A 22,405-nucleotide genomic window follows, 5' to 3' on the forward strand; every position below is an offset into this window, starting at 1 on the left:
GAGCGTTCAAGCTGCGCCCGATTGACTTCACTGCCAAGCAAGCCGATCCGCGCAGCCAAGGTGCGCCAGAAAGATTTCGACGTCACGCGCAAACCTCCGCCATCGCTCGTTCAAGCCGCGCCCATTCTCCTTCGCTGCCTGGCAAGCCGATGCGCAAACTCGGCGTCATCCCAGCCGGATCGAAGAGCCGCGTCCAGATACCGCGCGTGGCAAGCGCATGCTGCAAGCCGCTCGCATCCAATGTCTGGAACGACGTAAAAAGCGGCGTCGCACGCGCGTCGAACCCATGACGCGCGATAAGCGCCGCGAGCCGTGCGCCATCGCGCTGCAAGCGTTCGCGGGTTTCCCGTTGCCACGCGCGATCCTCGAACGCCGCCCGCACCGCGTGACGCGCGGGGCCGCTGACGGTCCATGAACCCAGCGCATCGGTGAGCATGGCGATCACATCGGGTGCGGCAAGCACGAAGCCCGCGCGAATTCCCGCGAGCCCGAAGAACTTGCCGACCGAGCGCAGGACGACAAGCCCCGCATCCGCGCTGCGATCGGCAAGAGACTCGGCCGGATCGACATCGGCGAATGCTTCATCGACGATCAACGTACCGCCGCGCGATGCCAGCTTCGCATGCCAATGCAGCAAGACGTGGCGCGGGAGACGCTCGGCGGTCGGGTTGTTCGGATTGGCGACGATCACGTGATCGACGGCATTCGGCAACGTGGCGGCATTCACATCGAGCGGTACGACCGAATGGCCCGCGCGCACGAACGCCGGCGCGTACTCGCCATACGTCAACGGTGCGATGGCCACCGTGCCCTTCTTCAAGAGCCACGGCAAGGCACGAATGGCGGCCTGCGAACCCGCGACGGGCAGCGCGAGCGGCGCGCCGTAATGAGTCGCGGCGAGTTCGGCGAGACCATCGGCGTCTTCGGGCAAACGGCGCCAGGCATCGGGCGGAATGGGCGGGACCGGATAGCCTAAAGGGTTGATGCCCGTCGAAAGATCGAGCCAGTCGTCGAGCGCGATGCCGTATCGACGCGCGGCTTCGCGCAGATTGCCGCCGTGACGGATGGGACGCAGTGGATCAGACATGATGGCGTGTGGAAGGCGCGAAGTGATGGACGCGTCGAATCGAAACAGAAGAATCACCCATGTCCGGACGCGCTCATCAAGGCAAAGACGAGCAGGATGGCAAGCCACAGCAAGATCGAACGCTCGACGAGCCGCAACGCCGCGACCACGTGCCTCGGCGTGGCCTCATGCCCCGCGCCGAGCGTCGGACGCGCTTCGAGCACGCCGTGATAAACCGCCGCGCCGCCAATCAGCACATTGAGGCTGCCCGCGCCCGAGGCCATCACCGGCCCTGCGTTCGGACTGTCCCACGCACGCGCCTGCGTGCGCCAGCAATGCCAGGCCATGCGCGTGTCGCCCGCGAGCGCGTAGCTCGCCGCCGTGAGGCGCGCGGGAATGAAGTTGAGCACATCGTCGATGCGCGCCGCCGCCCAGCCGAAGCGCAAGTAACGCGGCGTGCGATAACCCCACATCGCGTCGAGCGTATTGGCGAGGCGAAACGCGAGCGCGCCCGGCCCGCCCGCGATCACGAACCAGAAGAGCGCCCCGAAGATCGCATCGTTGCCATTTTCGAGCGCGGATTCGACGGCCGCGCGCGAAAGGGCGTTCTCGTCGGCTTGCGAGGTATCGCGCGACACGATCCGCGAGGTGAGCTTGCGCGCGCTTTCGAGGTCGCCGAGCGAGAGGGCGCGGGCAATCGGCGCAATGTGCTGACGCAAGCTCTTGGCACCAAGCGCAAACCACAGCAAGATCACATGCACGGCCGCGGCATACGCGGGCGGCAGCACGCTCACGAGCGCCCATGCGACCAACACCGGCGGCACGACGGCCGCAAGCCACGCAAGCATGCCCGCCGGCCGCGCCCGATGCCCCGTGTTCATGCGCGCTTCGAGCTTCGTCGCATATCGCCCGAAGGCGACGAGCGGATGCCGCGTGCGCGGCTCGCCGAACATGCGATCGACGATCACGCCGAGCACCGCGAGCAAGGACATCGAGTAAAAGGAAAGCAGGAGCATCGCCGGTCAGCCTTTCAGCGCGATCGGCAGACCCGCGACCATCAGCGTCGTGCGCGTGCTTGCGGCGGCGACGCGTTGATTCAATCGGCCGAGTTCATCGACATAAAGGCGCGTGACGGAACCGAGCGGCACCACGCCCAAGCCGATTTCGTTCGATACCACGATGACCGTGCCGCGCACGGCGGCGAGCGCGCGGTCGAAGGCATCGAAGGCATCGGTGGCCTCGCGCGGCAGTGACGCGTTCTGCGCGTCGGCGTTATCGGTTGTGAAGAGCAGATTGGCGAGCCAGAGCGTCAGGCAGTCGATGAGCACGCACGCGCCCGGCCTGTCCGCGTCGCGCACGGCATCGGCAAGACTGAGCGGCGCTTCGACGAGCGTCCAGTGCGCGGGCCGTCTTTCGCGATGATGCCGCACGCGCTCGGCGAACTCGGCGTCGCTGCCGATGCGCGCAGTCGCGATGTATGTCACGGGCAAACCGCTCTCGTTGGCAAGGCGTTCGGCGTGCGCGCTCTTGCCCGAACGAGCGCCGCCGAGAACGAAGATGAGGTCGCGTGGAGAGTGGGTCGTGGTCATCGCAATATTGTACCGGCGGGCTAAGATGCAGGCTTTCACCCGAGGACCGCATTCCATGTCTTTCACGCCGCGCGGCACGCTGATGATTCAGGGCACGACTTCCGATGCCGGCAAGAGCACGCTCGTCGCGGGCCTGTGCCGGCTCGCGCGGCGCGGCGGCGTGAAGGTCGCGCCGTTCAAGCCGCAGAACATGGCGCTCAACAGCGCGGTCACGGTGGATGGCGGCGAGATCGGCCGGGCGCAGGCGCTGCAGGCAATCGCGGCGGGCGTGCCCGCGCGCATCGACTTCAATCCGGTGCTGCTCAAGCCGACGAGCGATCGAGGCGCGCAAGTGATCATCCACGGTCACGCGCAAGCGAATCTGGACGCGCGGGCGTATCACGAATACAAGCGCACCGCGTTCGATGCCGTGCTCGCGTCCTACGCGCGGCTCACGGCCGAATTCGACGCGGTGATCGTCGAAGGCGCGGGCAGTCCCGCCGAAATCAATCTGCGCGATCGCGACATCGCCAACATGGGGTTCGCGGAACGAGTCGATTGCCCGGTCGTGCTGGTGGCGGACATCGATCGCGGCGGCGTGTTCGCGCATCTCGTCGGCACGATCGCGTGTCTTTCGGAAAGTGAGCGGGCACGAGTGCGCGGCTTCGTCATCAACCGGTTTCGCGGCGATATCGGCTTGCTAACACCGGGGCTCGAATGGCTCGAAACGCAGACCGGCAAGCCGGTTCTCGGCGTCTTGCCGTATCTGCATGGCCTCACGCTCGATGCCGAGGACATGCTGCCGTCGCAGGCGCGGTCGCGCGGCGCGGAATCGACGCTGAAGGTGATCGTGCCGGCGTTGCCGCGCATCAGCAATCACACGGACTTCGATGCGCTGCGGGCGCATCCGCAAGTCGATTTCGAGTACGTTCGGCCGGGCATGGCGCCGCCGCCCGCCGACTTGATCGTGTTGCCTGGGTCGAAAAGCGTGCAGCGCGATCTGGCGTGGCTGCGTTCGAACGGCTGGGAGCGGGCGATCGAGCGGCATCTGCGCTACGGCGGCAAGGTGCTGGGCATCTGCGGCGGCATGCAGATGCTGGGGCGCACGGTCGACGATCCTTCGGGCGTCGAAGGCGCGGCGGGTTGTGTCGATGGCCTGGGGCTGCTCGATCTCGCCACCGTGCTCACGCCCGACAAGCAGCTCGCAAACGTGACGGGGCGGCTTGTCATCGACGGCAAGGAGGCGCCCGTGCGCGGCTACGAGATTCATATGGGACGCACGAGCGGCGCGGCGCTCGCGCGGCCGGCGGTGGCGCTCGACGACGGCCGCTTCGACGGCGCGGTGTCGCAAGACGGGCAGATCGCGGCGACGTATCTGCATGGCATCTTCGATACACCCGAAGCCTGTGCCGCGTTGCTCGCGTGGGCCGGCGTGAACGATGCCGCGCCGCTCGACTATCCGGCGTTGCGGGAGGCGTCGCTCGACCGGCTCGCGGATTCGTTCGAGCAGGCGCTGGATCTGAAGGCGGTGCTGGCGGCGTTCGCTTAAGGACGAGCTGCCGCGGGGCGTGCTTTTCCGCATTCAAGTTTTGCGGCAGCGGTCCGTTATCTGATTGTCGGCACGCCGTGACGAGCGGCGGCCTGTGCTCAATCCGATACCAAGAACACGTTCTCATGAAACTTCGCTCCAAGCTTATGCTGCTCGTATTGCCCGTCCTCGCTGCTTGCGGTGGCGGCGGCGGCGACGACAAGACCTGCACGACCGACCTCGGTAATCTGCAGAAATCGTGCGTAACGAATCCGTCGCATACGCTTCCTGAAGGCTTCTGGTACGGCTCGGTGAATTCCGGGCAGTCGTTCGCGGCGCAGACCATCGTCCTCGAATCGGGTCAGTACTTCAGCATCTATTCGCGAGATGGCTCGTTCGTCTGGCTGATCGAAGGCATCATGACGGCGACCGATGGCGCGTTCAGCGACGCGTCGACGGTAGGTTTCCACGAAGCAGGCGCGATCCGTGCCGGCTCGCTCAGCGGCAACTTCACGCAGAAGAGCACGCTCACCGCGACCACCTCGCTCTATGTTTCGCCCGATACCGCCGCCACCGCGTACAACGGCAACTACAACGCGACGTACGACACGCCGATCACCATCAACGACGTGGCGCGCACCTGGACGAGCGCATCGGGCGTCTCGCCGATCTCGTCGATCACCTTTGCGGCGGACGGCACGGCCAAGGGCACGCAGAACGCCTGCACGTTCACGGGCAGCTTCAAGCCGCGCTCGACCGGCAAGCATCTGCTCGATGGCACCTTGAACTTCGCGGGCGGCGCGTCTTGCACGCTCAATAACGTGTCGATGCCCGTGGAGGCCACGGTCGTCAACGGACAGCTCACCGTCGTCGGCGTCACGACGCAGCGGGATCAGGCGTTCTATCTGTCGGGACAGTGAGCCTGTTGCTGGTTTCCTAAAATCCCGGTTCTTTGCTTAGGATTTAGCCCGCCGCGCGCGGGCTTTTTCTCGTCCAGTGTGCCGTGACGCCTCGTACACGTCGCAGCACGACAACAGTTTCTGATACGACAAATACAATTTTTGTACCGTCCGTTTAATAGACACTTTACAATTGTTAACGATTCGCATTTACGCGCTCAGACGGCTCAATTCACCTTTTTTCGAATATCCACGCCTTATGTCACGATCGGTCACCCAGCAAGAAGTCAGTCGCCGCACTGCGGTATCGAAGGCGGTAGAACGTCTTTTCGTGGGACTGGTCGCCGCCGCCGCAATGCAGGCGAGCGCTTACGCGCAAGGCGCGTCGGCGGCGGACGGCACCTCGGCCGATAGCGCCGGTGCTGCTCAATCGACGACCTTGCCCACCGTGATGGTCAAGGGATCGGCGGCGCCCGGCGATCTGCCCGCGCCCTATGCAGGCGGACAAGTGGCGCGCGGCGGCAGCATCGGCGTGCTTGGAACGGCGAACGTGATGGACCAGCCTTTCAGCACGACGAATTACACCGAGCAGATGATCCAGGACACGCAGGCGCGGACCATCGGCGACCTCGTCGTCAACAACGCGTCGGTGCGCACGGAGCAAAGCGGCGGCGGTTTCGGCGACGTGTTCCAGATTCGCGGCTTCGACGTCCAGCCGACCGATGTCGCGCTCAACGGCCTCTACGGCATGGTCTCGGCGGCGCGCGTGCCGGTCAACCTGCTCGAACGCGTCGAAGTGCTGCAAGGCCCGGGATCGCTCATGTACGGCATGGGACCGGGCGGCAGCGTCGGCGGCGCGATCAACATCGTCACCAAGCGCGCCGACGATACCCCGCTCACGCGTCTCACTGCGCTGTTTCAATCGAAGAGCCAGTTCGGATTTGCCGCCGATATCGGCCGCCGCTTCGGCGATGAAGGCCAGTGGGGCGTGCGCTTCAACGGCCAGATCAAGGACGGGCAGACCGGCATTGCGCACGGCAACCAATTGCAGGGCGACAGCGCGATCGGCCTCGACTATCGCGGCAAACAGTTGCGTTGGTCGTTCGACGCCTACAACGTCTCCGAGAACACCGACGAGTACCGCTCGCAGATCGGTTTCGGCACCGCGACCGCCGTGCCCGCCGTGCCTTCGGCATACAACAATCTCTATCCCGGCTCGAAGCTCAAGCTGCGCGATTCGGCCGTCATGACGCGCGCCGAGTACGACATCAACCAGTACGTGACCGTGTACGGCGCGGCGGGAGAGCATTACGGCACGTCGCAGCAGAACTTCCCGTATGCGGCGGGCATGACGGCGGCGGGCGAGTTCAGCGCCTATAACGGCTATTACGACCAGTACACGCGCACCAAGACCGTCGATGCGGGCCTGCGCTTTCACTTCGATACCTTCGGCGTCAAGCACACGCTGGTCACGGGCGTGACGAGCCTGAATCAGGAGATCGGCTACTTCTACGCGCTGGGATCGACCGCGGTGGCGTCCAATCTCTATTCGCCGTCGCCCCTTGCACCCGTCGATACCCCGCGCGGCGACATGCAGCGCAGCAGCCAGACGCGTCTGAACAGTCAACAGGTCATCGATACGATGTCGTTCTTCAACGACCGCGTGCTGCTGACGGGCGGTTTCCGTCGTCAGACGATCGGCCAGGACAATTACGATCCGACCACGGGCGCGCAGCAAAGCTCGCTCGACCAGCAGGCGATCTCGCCGCTCGCGGGCATCGTACTCAAGCCGCTCTCGAATGTTTCCGTGTACGGCAACTTCACGTCGGGTCTTTCGAATGGCGGCACGGCGCCGGCGGGCACCGCGAACGCGGGTCAGGCGTTTGCGCCGTACAAGTCGAACCAATACGAAGCGGGCGTGAAGGCGGATTGGGGCCGCGTGCTGACATCGGTTTCGGTGTTTCAGATCTCGCAGCCCAACGCCGTCACCGATCCCACCACGAATTTCTACGGCTACAACGGCAAGACGCGCGTGCGCGGTCTCGAACTGGCTGCTTACGGCGAAGTGTTCCGCAGTCTGCGCCTGATGGCGAGCGCGACGTTCTACGATCCGAAGGTTTCGGGCACGGCGGGCGGCACGCAGGACGGCAACGATCCGGGCGGCGTGCCCAAGTTCGCCTTCAACCTCGGCGCGGATTACGACTTGCCGTGGGTGCCGGGCCTGAGCGTCAACGGGCGGATCATCCATACGGGCGCGCAGTACTACGATTCCAGCGATACCTTGCGCTTGCCGTCGTGGACGCGTTACGACGTCGGCGTGCGTTACGGAATGCGCATCGCGAAGAAGGACGTCGTGTTTCGCGCCAACGTCGAGAATCTCTTCGGCAGCCGGTACTGGATGCAGCAGGGCACCTACGTGACCAACGCCGCGCCGCGGACCTTGCTGATTTCCGCGCAAGTCGATTTCTGATCGCGACTTGAAAAGCCGGGACAGTCGCGCCGCTGTCCGGCTTTTCCTCAATAAAGAATCATCTGCGTACACCGGAACATGGCGATCAGCTTTCCTTCGCCATTGGTGACGCTTGCATCCCACACTTGCGTGCTTCGTCCGGCATGCACGGCCGTCGCCCGCGCGATGATCTTCCCTTCACGCGCCGTCGACACGTGATTGCTCTTCAATTCGAGCGTCGTGAAATTCTGCGCGTTCTCCGGTAAATGAGCGATGCACGCGTATCCGCAACAGGTATCCGCCAGGCCGACGACCGTTGCCGCATGCAGAAAGCCATTGGGCGCGAGTAACTCCGGCCGGATGACGAGTTCGCCCGTCAACGCGCCTTCTTCGAGTGAAATCAGTTGCACGCCGAGCAACTCGGGCAGACGGCCCTTCTGACGGTTGCGAAGAAAGTCGAGCGTCACATCGGAACGAAGGGGCATGGCGGTCGTTTAGAAGAGAGGGAAGAAAAGGAAAGGGTAGTCCGTTCGGCCAGCGCTTCGCGTGAGCGCCATTTTGCCGATAATATCAACGGCTCGAAATCATGTATCGGTTCCTAAAACGAAACCGCGCGCAGGCGTATCCCGGCGAAGGGCGTCGAAATCAAGCGCGTCGAACAATCTTCTGGACAATTCATGACCGTGATCGTGGTGGCAAATCCGAAGGGCGGCGTCGGGAAAAGCACGCTCGCAACCAATCTGGCCGGGTGTTTCGCGGCAAACGGCGAGTGGGTCGCGCTCGCCGATCTGGACAAGCAGCGCTCCTCGCACGCGTGGCTTTCGCTGCGCCCGGACACGCTGCCAAGAATCGAAGAATGGAATCTCGATGTCGACGCGCCCGCCAAGCCGCCCAAGGGCCTGGAAAAAGCCGTCGTCGATACGCCCGCCGGAGTCCACGGCAACCGGCTCGCGCTCGCGCTGGATATTGCCGACAAGGTGATCGTGCCGCTGCAACCGTCGATGTTCGACATCCTCGCCACGCAAGACTTTCTGTCGAAACTCGCGAAGGAAAAGGCGGTGCGAAAGGGCGCGATTCAGGTCGGCGTCGTCGGCATGCGGGTGGACGCGCGTACGCGCTCGGCGGAACAACTGCATCGTTTCGTGGAAGGTCTCGACTTGCCCGTGCTCGGCTTTTTACGCGACACGCAAAACTACGTGCAACTCGCCGCGCACGGACTCACGATCTGGGACGTCGCCAAAAGCCGCGTGGAGAAGGACCTGGAGCAGTGGCAACCCATCATCGAATGGGTCAGCAAAAAATAAGGCCGGCGGTCCTTGCGGAGCGCCGGCCAAGTCGCGGATGAACTCGGACGATCAGGTCCAGTTCTGCGTCGGCACGTGATCGCGGTTGCCCTTGATGCGGTTCGCTTCATCGACGAAGACGAGGTCCGGCTTCCAGCCCGCCGCGATCTCTTTTTCGTCGACGGCCGCGAAAGCCGCAATGATCACGAGGTCGCCCAACTGCGCGCGCCGCGCCGCCGAGCCGTTCAGCGAGATCATGCCGCTGCCGCGCTCGCCCTTGATGGCATAGGTGGTCAGGCGCTCGCCGTTGTTCACGTTCCAGATGTCGATCTGCTCGTTCTCCAGCAGATTCGCCGCTTCGAGCAGATCCTCGTCGATTGCGCACGAGCCTTCGTAGTGAAGCTCGCAATGCGTGACCGTCGCGCGGTGAATCTTCGATTTGAGCATGGTGCGCTGCATGATGCGTGTGGTTCCTTTACTTCAGATTTCCAGATTGTCGATGAGACGGGTGTTGCCGAGCTTCGCCGCCGCCAGCACGACGAGCGGCGCGCTCGCATCCGCTTCGCCCGGCGCGAGCAGGTCGACGCGCTTGCGCACGCTGATGTAGTCGGGCTTCCAGCCGCGTTCGGCGAGCGCGTTCATGGCCGTGCGTTCGAGCGCGGCCAGATCTTTCTCGCCCGAGAGCACGGCTTCGCGCACGCGATTCAACTGCAGCGCGAGTTGCGGCGCTTCGGCGTGCTCGGCGGCCGACAGAAAGCGATTGCGCGATGACAGCGCGAGACCGTTTTCCTCGCGCACCGTTTCGGCGGCGATGATCTCCGTGGGCAGCGCGAACTGGTGGCACATCTGCCGCACGATCATCAGTTGCTGATAATCCTTCTTGCCGAACACCGCGACGCGCGGCTGCACGCACGACATCAGCTTCATCACGACCGTGCACACGCCCGTGAAGAAGCCGGGACGGAATTCGCCTTCGAGAATGTCGCCGAGGTTATGCGGCGGATGCACGCGATACTGCTGCGGCTCCGGATACATATCCACTTCGGTCGGCGCGAACAGCACGTAGACGTTCTCCGACTGCAGCTTTTCGATGTCGTCCAGCAGCGTGCGCGGATATTTGTCGAAGTCTTCGTTCGGCCCGAATTGCAGCCGGTTCACGAAGATGCTCGCGACCACCGGATCGCCATGCTGGCGCGCAAGCCGCATGAGGGAAAGATGGCCTTCGTGGAGGTTGCCCATCGTCGGGACGAAGGCGGTGCGGTTCTGACCGCGCAACTGATCGCGCAGTTCGTGAATTGAGCTGATGACTTTCATCGAGCGGGTGTCTCCTGGCGGGCGGCAGCAACAGGCCGCACCGAGGCAAGGGTAGAGAAAATGCTTTTAAGCGGGAGAGTACGCGAGTCTCACGTAAATGGGCGCAAAAGGCTCGGCCTGAGTGATTTCGATCAGCGATTCGCGCGACAACTCCAGCATGGCGATGAAGTTCACCACGACCACCGGTACGCCGCGCGTGGGATCGAATAGCTCGGAGAACTCCATGAAGCGCGCATGCTGCAGGCGCCGCAGGATCACGCTCATATGCTCGCGCACCGAGAGTTCTTCCCGCGAAATCCGGTGATGCTGAACGAGCTTCGCGCGCTTGATGACATCGGCCCAGGCGGAGCGCAGGTCGTTCATGTCGACGTCGGGGAAGCGTTGCGTCGACGCCTGCTCGATATAGACGTCCGCGCGCAGGAAGTCGCGGCCGAGTTGCGGCAACTGGTCGATACGTTGCGCGGCGAGCTTCATCTGCTCGTATTCCAGCAAGCGGCGCACGAGTTCGGCGCGCGGGTCTTCGGCGTCCTCGCCGGTGTCGGCCTTCTTGACCGGCAGCAGCATGCGCGACTTGATCTCGATGAGCATGGCCGCCATCAGCAGATATTCCGACGCGAGTTCGAGATTCGACTCGCGAATCTGATCGACATAGCCGAGATATTGCGCGGTGACATCCGCCATCGGAATGTCGAGCACGTTGAAATTTTGCTTGCGGATGAGGTAGAGCAGCAGGTCGAGCGGGCCTTCGAACGCTTCGAGAAAGATTTCGAGCGCGTCCGGCGGAATGTATAGATCCGTCGGCAGCTTCCAGAGCGGCTCGCCGTAGAGATGCGCGAAAGCGACGCCGTCGATGGTGTCGGGCGTCGAGTCGGTCGCAGGCTTGGCGAGCGCGGCGGCCCGTTCATCTCGCGAGTCGTCCGGGGCCTGACGGCGGGGCGACTGCGGCTCGCGGCCGGCTGTGCTCACGTTCAGAAGTTCTGGTAGTAGACGTATGGCGTCTGGTTCACGCGCGCCTTTTGCTGGCGTTCGCGTTCGTCGAGGTCGACCGGCTGCTTGTCCCACAGGAGCGCGCGGCCGCGACGCTGTTCGTCTTCGAGCGTCGGCTTCTGGCTTTTCAACTGATTGATGAACTGGGTGATGTCCGACTGGTACATGATCGGTTTTCCGTTGGCTCGATGCGGTGAATAGGGACGACGCGCCCGGCAGCCTTTGCTGGCGCCGATGCCGCGCGGCACTGGGTTCGATCTCCGGGATTTTACAGCAAGCGTGAAGCGGTAACGCATGGGACTTGGGGCTGCCACGTAAGCGATTATTGGAACCCGCGGAACCCCGCGAGCGTCTGACCGTCCAAAGCCGCACGACAGCGCGCCCGGCAGCGGTCCGCGGACGGCACGCGGCAAACCACACCGCCGCAAGCCGCCGTTGCACATCCGTGCTCGGTTCCCATGCGAAGCTGTGGTGAAATAGCGCCTGCGCGCCGTGACCGGCTCATCGCATTGCAGCCGCGCGTTCGAGGTTCATCTTTCAGTCTCATTCATCCAGATGCCGGAGGTCACGTTTGGCGGGGCGTTCGTTTGATCCGCTGCGCGCGTTGCGCGCCTGTCCGCCGAAACGGCCGCACATGGCGATGTCCACGTCGCCCGGAATGAAGCGCTTGCCGGCTGCACTGCGCAGCTTCCTGGCATGTGCGCTCCTGGCGGCCGCTTGGCCTGCGTTCGCCAAGTACGACATCGACATCGACGCGCCGCGCAGCGTCAAGAAGCTGCTGAAGGACCATCTCGATCTGTCGCGCTTCGCCAAGCGCGACGACGTCAGCGACGACCAGTTCCAGTTCCTCGTCACCGCCGCGCCGAAGGACGTGCGCGACCTCGTCGCGACCGAAGGCTATTTCACGCCGGTCGTGCGCACCGACGTGACGACCGATGGCGACAAGCGCAAGGTGACCGTCAGCGTCGATCCAGGTCCGCAAACGAAGATCGCCTCCGTGCAACTGCATTTCACGGGCGCGGTGACGACCGAAGACCGCAATCAGGAGAACGCCGCGCGTTTCGCGTTTTCAGTGAACGAAGGCGATCCGTTCTCGCAAGGCGCGTGGGACGACGCCAAGAACGCCGCGTTGCGCGCGCTCCAGTCGCGGCGCTATCTCGGCGCGAAAATCGTGCGCTCGCAGGCGCGCATCAATCCGCGCGCGCACCTCGCCGATCTCTCCGTGACCTTCGACAGCGGTCCGACCTTCACATTCGGCAAGCTCGATATCAGCGGCACGAAGCGCTATCCGGAAAAGATCATCGACAACGTGAACCCGATTCATCCGGGCGAGATCTACGACGTCTCGCGCGTGAACGAACTGCAACGCCAGGTGCAGAACACGCCGTATTACGCGAGCGTGGCCATCGACGCGGACAACGACGTCAACAAGCCGCTCGAAACGCCGGTGCATCTGAAGGTGAGCGAGTATCCGTACAACAGCATCCGCTACGGTGTGGGTTATGCGACCGATACCGGCTTTCACGTGCAGGGCGCCTACAGCTATCTGAATACGTTCAACGCGGCCTATCCGTTCACCATTTCCGGCCGGCTCGATCAGACGCAGCAGTACGGCCGCGTGCAACTCGCGATGCCGCCCGATTCGCGCGGCTGGGTCAACGCGGTGTTCGGCTCCTACACCATCACCGACGTATCGAGCACAAAGATTTATAGCGGACGCGTGGGCGTGCAGCGCTCGCGTTCGACGCAGAACATCGACACGACGTATTCGCTCGCTTTCTACGACGACCGCATCACGCAGAACGAGCCGAATCCGTCGACGGCGCGCGCGCTCGTGCCCGCGTGGACGTGGGTGCGCCGCGATGTCGACGATCCGCTGTTCCCGCGTCGCGGCAACATCATTCGCGCGGAAGCAAGCTTCGCGGTGAAAGGCTTGATGACCGATCAGACCTTTGCGCGTCTCTACACCAACGCGCTGCAGTATCTGCCGATCACGAAGAACGATCTCTTCGTGTTTCGCGCGGAATTCGGCGGCGTGTTCACGAGCGGGCCGTCGAGCGGCGTGCCGGCGTCCCTGCTGTTTCGCGCGGGCGGCGCGAATTCGGTGCGCGGTTATAGCTATCTGAGTATCGGCAACAATGTGGCGGGATCGATCTTGCCGACCAAGTACATGGTGACGGGCAGCAGCGAGTATCAGCACTGGTTCACGCACGATTGGGGCGGCGCGGTGTTCTTCGACATCGGCACGGCGACGGATACCTGGAGCGAGCGCGTCTTCCAGCCGGGCGTGGGCGTCGGCGCGCGCTGGCGCAGTCCGGTCGGGCCGGTCAACGTGGACGTGGCCTACGGGCTCAAGAACAAGAGCATCAAGCCGTATCTGACGCTCGGCATTGCGTTCTGAACGGGCGCACGAGCGATGGTGGATATCAAGGGCATGACGGAATCGAGCGCACACGGAAGCAAGGACGAGCCGCGTTGGGATGAGGCGGGCGGCGTCGTTGCGTCCGATGCTGACGCGGGCGGCGGTAATAACGGCGGCAGCGGCGGGTCCGGCGACGATAAAAAGCCGCGCCGCGGCGGCTTCAGGCGTTTCATGCGCTGGTTGGGCGTGCTCGCACTGGTCATCGTTCTGATCGTCGTGCTTGCCATCGGCACCGTGTTGTTCGCGCTCAACACCGAGCGCGGCACGCGTTACGCGTGGCAGGCGGCGACATCGCTGCTCAAGGGTCAGCTGACCGGCAAGCTCGATGGCGGTGCTATCGCCACCGGCGTGAGTCTGCGCGATGTCCACTGGAAGAGTCCCGACGGCAAGGGCACGGACATAGCGGTCGACAGCGTTTCGGGACGCTGGGCGCTCACGCGCGAGCCGCTGCGCTTTACCATCGATTATCTGCATGTCGGCACCATCGACGCGCGCATCGCGCCTTCGCAAGAAAAGTCGACGAAAACGGAACTGCCGAAGGATTTGCGCCTGCCGATCCAGCTTGCCATCCGCGACCTGAGCGTGGAAAAGCTGCAGTTGCATCAGGGTGCGACGACCACCGAATTCTCGCGCCTGCTCTTTAACGGCGGCAGCGACGGGCAGCATCATCAGGCGACGGTGCAGCGGCTCGACACGCCGTTCGGCGCAGTGACGGCATCCGCGAAGCTCGACGGCGGCGCGCGTCCGTTCCCGCTTTCCGGCGATGCCGGCTACACCGGCAAGCTAAACGGCGAAGCGGTGCAGGTGGGCGCGCGGTTATCGGGCTCGCTGGAAGACCTCATTGCCGATATCGACGCCAGCGGCATGAAGCTCAACGGCCGCGCGCATGTCGAAGCGCTGCCGTTCGGCGACGTGCCGCTCAAGCTTGCCATCGTCAATGTCGATCACGTCAATCCGCAAGCGTTCAGCCCGGGCGCGCCGTTCGCCGACCTCGCCGTGAGCGCCGAAGTGAAGCCGGTCGAGAACGCGCCGGGCTTCGTGGTGAGCGGGCCGGTGTCGATCGTCAACGCGAAGCCGGGCGCCATCGACAAAAAGCTGCTGCCGCTCATCGACGCGCACGCCAACGTGCGGCTCGATGCCTCCGCGCAAAGCATCACCGATCTCAACGTGCGTCTCGTGAAAGACGCGACCGTGACGGGTGGCGGCTCGCTCAAGGGCGGCGACGGCAAGTTCGACCTCAAGGTGGCGAAGCTCGACCTCAACGCAATCGAAGCGAGCGTGCGTCCGACCGATTTCTCCGGGCCGATCAGCGTCGTGCTCGCGGGCGATACGCAAACCGTCACCGCCGACCTGAACGATCCGAAAGCGGCGATCCGCGCGCAAGCCAAGGTGAAGCTCGACCCGAAGCAGACCGCGCTCGACGAAGTCAAGCTGACCGTCGGCAAGGGTCGCGTCGAAGCGAACGGTGTGCTCAAGAAAGATACGAATTCGAGCTATGACCTGAAGGCGAAATTCATCGACTTCAATCCGCTTCTGCTCACGCAGCAGTTGCTTCAGCCGAAGCCCGCGCCCGTCAGGAAAGGCGCGCAGAAGAAGCCCGCCGCGCCCGCGCGCGCGATCGAGGCGCGCGTGAACGGCACGCTGGCCGCATCCGGCAGACTCGCGCCCGAACTCACCACCAAGGCGACCTTCAAACTCGCCGACAGCATGTACGACAATTTGCCGCTCACCGGCGAAGGCACGGTGCAACTGGCGGGCATGCGGCTCTTGCCAAGCGCGGCCAAGTTGTCTGTCGCGGGCAACGATGTCGATCTGAACGGCAGTTTCGGCGCGCCCGGCGACCGGCTGCGTTTTCGCGTCGATGCGCCGCAACTCGAGCGCCTCGGCTTCGGTCTCGCGGGGACGGTGAAGGCGGACGGCGATCTGACCGGCTCGATTGCGCATCCGAACGTGGCGGCGAATTATCAGGCCGATGGCGTCGTGTTCGGCGCGAACCGCCTCGGTCATGCGGAAGGTCGCGCGGACATTCGCGATGGCTCGAACGGCGCGCTCGTCTTCACGCTGAAAGCGCGCGATGCGAGCACCTCGGGCATCGAAGTCGCCACGCTCGATGCGAACCTCAACGGCACACGCATGCATCACACGCTCGACGTGACCGCGACCGGCAAGGTTCAGGGGCAGCCGGTGAATCTCGCGCTCGGCGCGAACGGCAAGTTCACCGATGCCGCCGACGGCCCGCATTGGGACGGCACGATCACGAAGCTCACCAACAAGGGCACGCCGTCGGTCAACCTCGAACAGCCGCTGACCGTGAGCTACGGTCCGGCCAGGCTCGTGCTCGGCGCGACGCGGCTCGTCGCGGAAGGCGCGGCGCTCAATCTCAAGTCGTTCGCGCTCGATCACGGCCGCATCCAGTCGGCCGGAACGTTGACGAATCTCTCGGTGCCGCGGCTTCTGGCCGTGCGTCAGGAAATGACGGGCGAGGAGCCGCCGATCCGCACCGACCTCGTCTTCGATGGCGACTGGAACTTCTCGCTCGGCGCCACGGCGACGGGTTATGCGCAGCTCAAGCGCCGCAGCGGCGATGTGACCGTGGAAGGCACCCGTGGCGTCTCGGCGCTCGGCATCAACGACATCTCTGCGCGCGCCGATTTCTCCAACGGCAATACGCTCAACGCGACGCTGCGCGCGCAGGCGACGCGCATCGGCGTGATCGAAGCCAACGCGCACACGCCGCTCGCCAATCGCGACGGCATGCTGACCGTGGTCGACGAAGCGCCGCTCTCCGGCGCGATCAACGCGAATATCCCCGAACTGCGCACCACCGGCGGGCTGCTCGGCCCGAGCTATCTGCTGGGCGGCAAGCTTGCGCTCAAGTTGAGCATCGCGGGGATCGTCGCCAAGCCGAATCTGTCGGGGTCGCTGACGGGCGACAATCTTTCGGCGACGGTCGTCGATCAGGGCGTTCAGTTGAAGGACGGCATCATTCGCATTGCGCTGTCGGAGAATCTGGTGGACTTCCAGCAGGTGGAGTTCCACGGCGCGAGCGGCACGTTGCGCGCGACGGGCAAGGTGCGGCTCGATCAGGCACAGCCGGACCTCACCGCGAGCATCATCGCGGACAAGCTGGAACTGTTCGCCTCGCCCGACCGGCAATTGTCGCTTTCGGGCAGCGCGAGTATCGCGAACGCGGGATTGCAGGGCGGCATGGCGATCAACGGCAAGTTCACCGTCGATCACGCGCTGTTCGACTTGCCGGAATCCGGCGCGCCATCGCTCGGCGACGACGTGGTCATCGAACGTCCCGATGGCACCATCAAGGGCGAAAACACGACGAAGCAGACGGTCGCCGCAACGGAAAAACCGGTTGGACCGTTCACGCCGCGCGCGAATATCGACATCGACCTGGGGCAGCGCTTTCGCTTCAAGGGCGCCGGCGCGGATCTCGGGCTTGCCGGCGTCATCAGCGTGACGAGCGCGCCGAACATGCCGCTGCGCGCGGTCGGCAATGTGCGCGTAACGACGCCGGGTTCGAGTTACACGGCGTTCGGGCGCAAGCTCAACATCGAGAATGGCTTCTTCACGTTCAACGGACCGGTGGCGAACCCCGGCATCAATGTCCTCGCGATGCGGCGCAATCAGGAAGTCGAGGCGGGCGTGCAGGTGACGGGCACGGTGCAGGCGCCCGTGGCCAAACTCATTTCCGAACCGAGCGTGCCTGACAACGAAAAGCTCTCGTGGCTCTTGTTCGGTCATGGCACGGATCAGGGCAATAACGTCGGCCAGCAGAGCGCAATGACGAGCGCACTCGCGTTGCTCGGCAGCACGGGCGGCAAGCGTATTGCGCAGACCTTCGGGCTGGATGAATTCACCATCGGTTCGAGCGAAGTGGGCCTGACCGATCCGCAAGTGGTGATGATCGCCAAGGCCATCAACGAGCGGCTGGTGATTGGCTACGAGCAGGGTCTGCAATCGGCCAGCAACGCGATCAAGGCGACACTGAGCCTGTCGCGATTCTGGTCGGTGACGGCGTATGGCGGGACGTTCCAGGGCGTCGATCTGTCTTACACACGGCGCTTCAATTCGTGGATGCGGCTCTTTTCGTCGACGACGCCCACGCGGTCGGAGCGGGCGGCGGCTTCGTCGGCCGCGGCGGCATCCGAGGTAGAGTCGACCACGGAGTAGATCGCTTTGAAGACGTAAGGGGACAGGGGCATGCGAGTCGATCGCGTGCCCCTTTTTGCTTTTGCGCCGCGCCCGTAACCGATGCCCTATTGCTGATCCCAAAGTCCGCTTCTGATCTGAATCGTTCTCAAAGCGCGGAAAAATCCGCAAGAAAATTCTCAATATGGATGCGTTACATCAACGATTTATGTAGGAACTTTGTAGTTTTAAGCGTGTTCCTAATCGGTCGCATGGCCCGAGTCAGCATACTCAGCCTTTCGTCAGGAAGCGAGTATGAATATCTTGTTCACGACGCGACCTGACGAATTTTCAAATCGGGCTCAGTCACTCAGGTGACGACTAAGGAATACTTATTATGAAGAAGATCATTCTTCCGCTGGTCGCGGTGTCCATGTCTCTCGCAGGCGCTGCCGCGCACGCCGCACCGGCAGGTAACGGTGGCACGCTGACCATCAACGGAGAGCTGACGGCCAACACGTGCACGGTAAGCGGCAATGCCCAGGGCAACAACTTCACCGTGACGCTGCCGGCGCTTGCCGCAGCGGAACTGACGGACGCCGGCTCTTCCGCAGGCGCCACCGGTTTCAACATTGCGCTGTCCAACTGCACGCCGGCTACGGGCAACGTGCACACGTTCTGGGAATACGGCGCGAACACGCTGGCCGACGGCAACCTGAAGAACAACGGCACGGCGACCAACGTTGAAGTCCAGTTGCTGGACTACAACGGCTCGGGGCAAGCCATCGACGTGAGCAAGGCCGACGGTGCGCAGCAGTCGCAAGACGTTGCAATCACGAGCGGCAGCGCAAGCCTGCAATACGCAGCGCAGTACAGCTCGCCGATGGGCGCCGCAACCGCGGGCACGGTGACGAGCCAGGTGACCTATTCGATGGTCTATCAGTAAATCGATTCGCAAACGAGGACGCCCTCGCGGCGTCTTCGTTTAACCCTCGCACGGCGCGCGGGGTCGAGTCATCGCGTCACCGCAAATTTGTTGAATGTCATGAGTCTCCGAAAAGTCGTTTTTAGCGCAGTGACAGCGGGTGTGCTCGCTCTCGTTGCGATCCTGCCGTTCGCAGCCAATGCGTCCGTCGTCGTCGCGGGCACGCGCGTGGTGTACAACGCCACGGATAGCGAAGTGACGCTTAAGCTGTCCAACGCGGGAAAATCGCCGGCCTTGACGCAGGTGTGGCTCGACAAGGGCGATCCCAAGGTCGATCCGGCTCAGATCGATCTCCCGTTCGTGCTCACGCCGCCGTTTGCGCGTATCGATCCGGGCAAGGCGCAGACCGTCCGTATCGCCTATACCGGCGAAGCGCTGCCGAAAGATCGCGAAACCCTGCTCTGGTTCAACGTGCTTGAAGTGCCGCCGAAGCCAACCGAAGCTCAGGCTGGCGCGAACTACGTCCAGCTCGCATTCCGCTCGCGCCTGAAGTTTTTCTTTCGCCCGCAAGGTCTGCCGGGCAGCGCCGACGACGCACCGGGCAAGCTCACATGGCGGCTGTCGTCCCAAGGTGGCAAGTCCGCGCTCGTGGTTTCGAATCCGACGCCTTATCACGTGACGATCATCGACGCTCATGTGGGCGAAGGCGAACATGCCGCCCGATTCGATGAAGGCGGCATGGTGCCACCGGGTGGCGAGCTCACGCTGCCACTGTCCGGTAAGGCGACCGCGAACGGCCAGGTCTCGTTCACGACCTTGAACGACTACGGCGGTCCCACGAAGCACGAGGCAGCGATCCACTGAGACGCGCTGCATGCGGGCTATCTGACCCATTCACGAGCGACGCGAAGGATGTCGATTCCTTCGCCATCGGTCGGCCACACGCCGGGCGCGAATAGCCTGGCGTTCACGTACATCAAGACTTAATCGTCGCGAGGCAGCGAGCCCCGGATGCCGATGTTTCCCATCGGTGGGGAGCGGTGTTGCCCGCGAATCCGGCTCGATATGAATGAACGCTGCATGGAATCGAATTCGAGGTTCGCTCTCTCGCTGAGTCGGACCAGCGTCGCCGTGATGCTCGCCTTCGCCGCGGCGCATGCCAGGGCCGATGCGAACACGCCGGCTCGCACGGACACTTCGTCATCGTCCGGGGTGCGGCCGGATCGGGCTCAGGCCTCGTCCGATGTCAAGGCTGCATCGAGTGGTGCGACGGTTGCATCGACGGCATCGACCTCGACGGCATCAGCCGCATCGGCCGCATCGGCCGCGCCCGAGGCCGTGGAGTTCGACCCGGGCTTCCTGCGCTTCGCGGGCGCGGCGGTCATGGACGTCAGCCGCTTCGACAAGGGCAACATCGCACTGGCCGGCAATTACCGCGCCGCACTGTACGTGAACGGCGTGTGGCTCGGCATGACCGCCATCACATTGCGCAATGTCGGCGCGCCGGACCATCGCGCGGTCCCGGTCTTCGATCGCGATCTGCTCGCGCGCGCGGGCGTCGATACCATGCGCCTGCCCGATTCCGCGTTAGCGCAACTCGACGCCGCGAACAGCACGGGCGGCGTGGCGCTGCCGGACCTGATCCCGCAGGCGACGGCCACCTTCGACATGGGCGAACAGCGCCTCGACGTGAGCGTGCCGCAAGCGATGATGAGCCGCAACGCGCGCGGCTGGGTCGATCCGAAGCTGTGGGACGAAGGCGTGCCAGCCGCGACCTTGCAGTACAACGCCAACGTATATCGCTCGAATGGCGGCGGCGTGTCGAACACTCAGGGTTATCTGGGCGTGACGGCGGGTCTCAACTTCGACGCCTGGCGATTTCGCTACAACGGCAACGTCACGACATCGTCGTTTGGCGGCACGCATGCACAGAGCCTGCAGACGAATGTGCAGCGCTCGCTGATTCCGCTCAAGAGCCAGTTGACGCTCGGCGACTCCTACACCGACGGCTCGATCTTCGATTCGTTCGGCGTGCGCGGCGTGCAACTCGCAACCGACGACCGCATGTACCCCGAATCGCAGCGCGGCTATGCGCCGATCGTGCGGGGAATCGCCAATACCAACGCGAACGTTCAGGTCAAGCAAAACGGCAATCTCATCTACGAGACGACGGTCGCGCCGGGTCCTTTCGAGATCAACGATCTCTACCCGACCGGCTACGGCGGCGACCTGCAGGTGATCGTCACCGAAGCGGACGGCAGCCAGCACGTTGCATCCGTGCCGTATGCCGCGCCCGTGAATTCGCTGCGCGAGGGGCGTTGGCGCTTGAACGTGGCAGCGGGCCAGTATCGCAATTCGAGCGAATCGGGCCATCCGTATGTCGTGCAGGCCGGTGTGCAGCACGGCGTGAACAACCTGGTCACGCTGTATGGCGGCTCGATCGTCGCCGAAGACTACATTTCGGCGGCGCTCGGCGCGTCGCTCAACACGTCGGTCGGTGCATTCGCCTTCGACGCGACGCAAGCCAATGCGAATCTGCCGAAATCCGGCAGCCGGAGCGGACAGAGCCTTCGCCTTTCGTTCTCGCGCAGCTTCACGCCGACGAACACCGACGTCACGCTCGCGGCGTACCGCTATTCGACGAGCGGCTTCCTCGGGTTCCGCGACGCCATGAACCTGCGCGACCTCGAGTCGAAGGGCACCGCGTTCATGAGCAACGGCATCCAGAAAGGTCGCCTGCAGCTCACGCTCAACCAAAACCTCGACAAGTGGGGCTCCATTTACGCATCGGGCTACACGCAGAACTACTGGAACAAGCATGGCAACGATACCGCGTTCCAGGTCGGCTACAACACGAACGTCGGGCGCGTCGGCGTGGGGGTTTCGGCTTCGCGCGAACTCGACACGTCAACCGCGAACTGGGACAACCGCGTGATGCTCACGCTGAGCGTTCCCCTCGATCTGGGCACGAACATCGCCAATTCGACGACGAGCTTCTCGCACGACTCGCGCGACAACACGAACCAGATTCAGGAAACCTTCACGGGCACGCTCGGCAAGGACTATGAGATGAACTACGGCGTGAGCGCGGGCCACACATCGGGTGATTCCGGCAGCCACAGCGACAGCCTTAGCGCCAACGTCGGCTATTTCTCACCTGTCGCGCAGTTGCGCGCGAATGTTGGCCGCGCCAACGGATACACGCAGGCAGGCGCGGGTGCGTCCGGTTCCGTGGTCGCGTACGGGGGCGGTCTGGTGTTGTCACCGCAAAGCGGCGACACGTTGGCGATTGTCGAGGCGAACGATGCCGCCGGAGCGCGCATTGCCAGTTCGCCCGGTGTGCGTCTGAACGGCGCCGGCCGCGCGGCCGTGGCGGGCATGCAGCCGTATTCGCAGAACGCGGTGGAGATCGACACCAAGGGCTTGCCGATGGGCGTGCAGCTCAAGACCACCGAGCAGCACTTTGCACCAACGGCCGGCGCGGTGTCGCTCGTGAAGTTCGATACCGAAGACCGAGGCCGCGCAATCGTCATGCGCTTGCGTCGTCTGAACGGCGAGCCGGTGCCGTTCGGCGCGGACGTGCTGGATGCGAGCGGCGAATCCGTTGGCGCCGTGACGCAGGGCAGCCGCGCGATGTTGTATAGCAAGGCCGCGAGTGGCGATCTGATCGCCCGTTGGGGCTCGGCGGCCGATCAGAGTTGCAAGGTGCATTACGCGTTGCCCGAAGCCGACGGGAGCCGGGCGGCATCGACTGCCTTCGCGGACGCAGCCTGCAACTAAGCCGATATCTCCACGACATGAATCTGCAATCGACAAAGACC

The 22,405-nt window shown here is 63.9% G+C and carries 17 protein-coding genes; 9 read left to right on the forward strand and 8 right to left on the reverse strand.

The features are described from left to right. Nucleotides 1-82: 82 nt before the first annotated feature. From cobD to cobU, 3 genes are read right to left on the reverse strand one after another with little or no spacing between them, the layout of a single operon-like run. Nucleotides 83-1,087 (reverse strand): threonine-phosphate decarboxylase CobD, encoded by a 1,005-nt coding sequence (gene cobD / locus NCR98_RS03250; protein ID WP_250525498.1) that lies wholly within the window; start codon nt 1,085-1,087, stop codon nt 83-85. Between the two features lie 53 nt (nt 1,088-1,140). Next, a complete protein-coding gene (gene cbiB, locus NCR98_RS03255) occupies nt 1,141-2,082 on the reverse strand; it encodes an adenosylcobinamide-phosphate synthase CbiB (protein ID WP_250463543.1) in 942 nt (313 codons plus the stop codon). A gap of 6 nt (nt 2,083-2,088) precedes the next feature. Then, nucleotides 2,089-2,655, reverse strand: coding sequence for a bifunctional adenosylcobinamide kinase/adenosylcobinamide-phosphate guanylyltransferase (cobU, locus tag NCR98_RS03260; protein WP_250525499.1), 567 nt, complete (start codon nt 2,653-2,655; stop codon nt 2,089-2,091). Between the two features lie 55 nt (nt 2,656-2,710). Here cobU and NCR98_RS03265 point away from each other — a divergent pair, with 55 nt between their 5' ends. The 3 genes from NCR98_RS03265 to NCR98_RS03275 all read left to right on the forward strand — a co-directional run bounded on the left by NCR98_RS03265 (nt 2,711) and on the right by NCR98_RS03275 (nt 7,531). Continuing rightward, nucleotides 2,711-4,183: a cobyric acid synthase gene (locus NCR98_RS03265; RefSeq protein WP_250525500.1), complete on the forward strand. Its 1,473-nt coding sequence runs from the start codon at nt 2,711-2,713 to the stop codon at nt 4,181-4,183. Nucleotides 4,184-4,308: 125 nt separating this feature from the next. Then, complete coding sequence (locus NCR98_RS03270; RefSeq protein ID WP_250525501.1) at nt 4,309-5,082, forward strand: hypothetical protein; 774 nt, start codon at nt 4,309-4,311, stop codon at nt 5,080-5,082. Nucleotides 5,083-5,320: 238 nt separating this feature from the next. Further along, nucleotides 5,321-7,531 carry a TonB-dependent receptor gene (locus NCR98_RS03275; protein ID WP_250525502.1) on the forward strand — a complete coding sequence of 737 codons (2,211 nt, stop codon included), beginning with the start codon at nt 5,321-5,323 and terminating at the stop codon, nt 7,529-7,531. A gap of 47 nt (nt 7,532-7,578) precedes the next feature. Here NCR98_RS03275 and NCR98_RS03280 read toward each other — a convergent pair whose 3' ends face one another. After that, nucleotides 7,579-7,995, reverse strand: coding sequence for a PaaI family thioesterase (locus NCR98_RS03280; protein WP_244827275.1), 417 nt, complete (start codon nt 7,993-7,995; stop codon nt 7,579-7,581). A gap of 192 nt (nt 7,996-8,187) precedes the next feature. On the opposite strand from NCR98_RS03280, the gene NCR98_RS03285 reads away from it, so the two are divergent. Next, nucleotides 8,188-8,814: a nucleotide-binding protein gene (locus tag NCR98_RS03285; RefSeq protein WP_250525503.1), complete on the forward strand. Its 627-nt coding sequence runs from the start codon at nt 8,188-8,190 to the stop codon at nt 8,812-8,814. Between the two features lie 51 nt (nt 8,815-8,865). Here the strand turns inward: NCR98_RS03285 and panD are convergent, their stop codons facing one another. The 4 genes from panD to NCR98_RS03305 form a co-directional block, all read right to left on the reverse strand. Beyond that, complete coding sequence (panD, locus tag NCR98_RS03290; protein WP_244827277.1) at nt 8,866-9,252, reverse strand: aspartate 1-decarboxylase; 387 nt, start codon at nt 9,250-9,252, stop codon at nt 8,866-8,868. Nucleotides 9,253-9,273: 21 nt separating this feature from the next. Continuing rightward, nucleotides 9,274-10,107: a pantoate--beta-alanine ligase gene (gene panC / locus NCR98_RS03295; RefSeq protein ID WP_244827278.1), complete on the reverse strand. Its 834-nt coding sequence runs from the start codon at nt 10,105-10,107 to the stop codon at nt 9,274-9,276. Between the two features lie 66 nt (nt 10,108-10,173). Continuing rightward, nucleotides 10,174-10,959: a segregation and condensation protein A gene (locus tag NCR98_RS03300; protein ID WP_244827977.1), complete on the reverse strand. Its 786-nt coding sequence runs from the start codon at nt 10,957-10,959 to the stop codon at nt 10,174-10,176. Nucleotides 10,960-11,075: 116 nt separating this feature from the next. Beyond that, a complete protein-coding gene (locus tag NCR98_RS03305) occupies nt 11,076-11,264 on the reverse strand; it encodes a DUF3460 family protein (protein ID WP_244827978.1) in 189 nt (62 codons plus the stop codon). Nucleotides 11,265-11,752: 488 nt separating this feature from the next. Here NCR98_RS03305 and NCR98_RS03310 point away from each other — a divergent pair, with 488 nt between their 5' ends. The 5 genes from NCR98_RS03310 to NCR98_RS03330 all read left to right on the forward strand — a co-directional run bounded on the left by NCR98_RS03310 (nt 11,753) and on the right by NCR98_RS03330 (nt 22,364). Further along, entirely contained in the window at nt 11,753-13,495 is a 1,743-nt protein-coding gene (locus tag NCR98_RS03310) for an autotransporter assembly complex protein TamA (RefSeq protein WP_409014971.1), read from the forward strand. A gap of 15 nt (nt 13,496-13,510) precedes the next feature. Then, a complete protein-coding gene (locus tag NCR98_RS03315) occupies nt 13,511-17,701 on the forward strand; it encodes a translocation/assembly module TamB domain-containing protein (RefSeq protein WP_250525505.1) in 4,191 nt (1,396 codons plus the stop codon). A 355-nt stretch (nt 17,702-18,056) separates the two neighbouring features. After that, nucleotides 18,057-18,605, forward strand: coding sequence for a fimbrial protein (locus NCR98_RS03320; RefSeq protein ID WP_250525506.1), 549 nt, complete (start codon nt 18,057-18,059; stop codon nt 18,603-18,605). Between the two features lie 99 nt (nt 18,606-18,704). Further along, on the forward strand, nt 18,705-19,448 hold the full coding sequence (locus NCR98_RS03325; RefSeq protein WP_250463562.1) for a fimbrial biogenesis chaperone: 744 nt from the start codon (nt 18,705-18,707) through the stop codon (nt 19,446-19,448). 216 nt (nt 19,449-19,664) lie between these two features. Then, a complete protein-coding gene (locus tag NCR98_RS03330) occupies nt 19,665-22,364 on the forward strand; it encodes a fimbria/pilus outer membrane usher protein (RefSeq protein ID WP_250525507.1) in 2,700 nt (899 codons plus the stop codon). Nucleotides 22,365-22,405: the final 41 nt, after the last annotated feature.

It is taken from the genome of Caballeronia sp. GAWG2-1, from assembly GCF_023631405.1.
GTDB lineage: Bacteria > Pseudomonadota > Gammaproteobacteria > Burkholderiales > Burkholderiaceae > Caballeronia.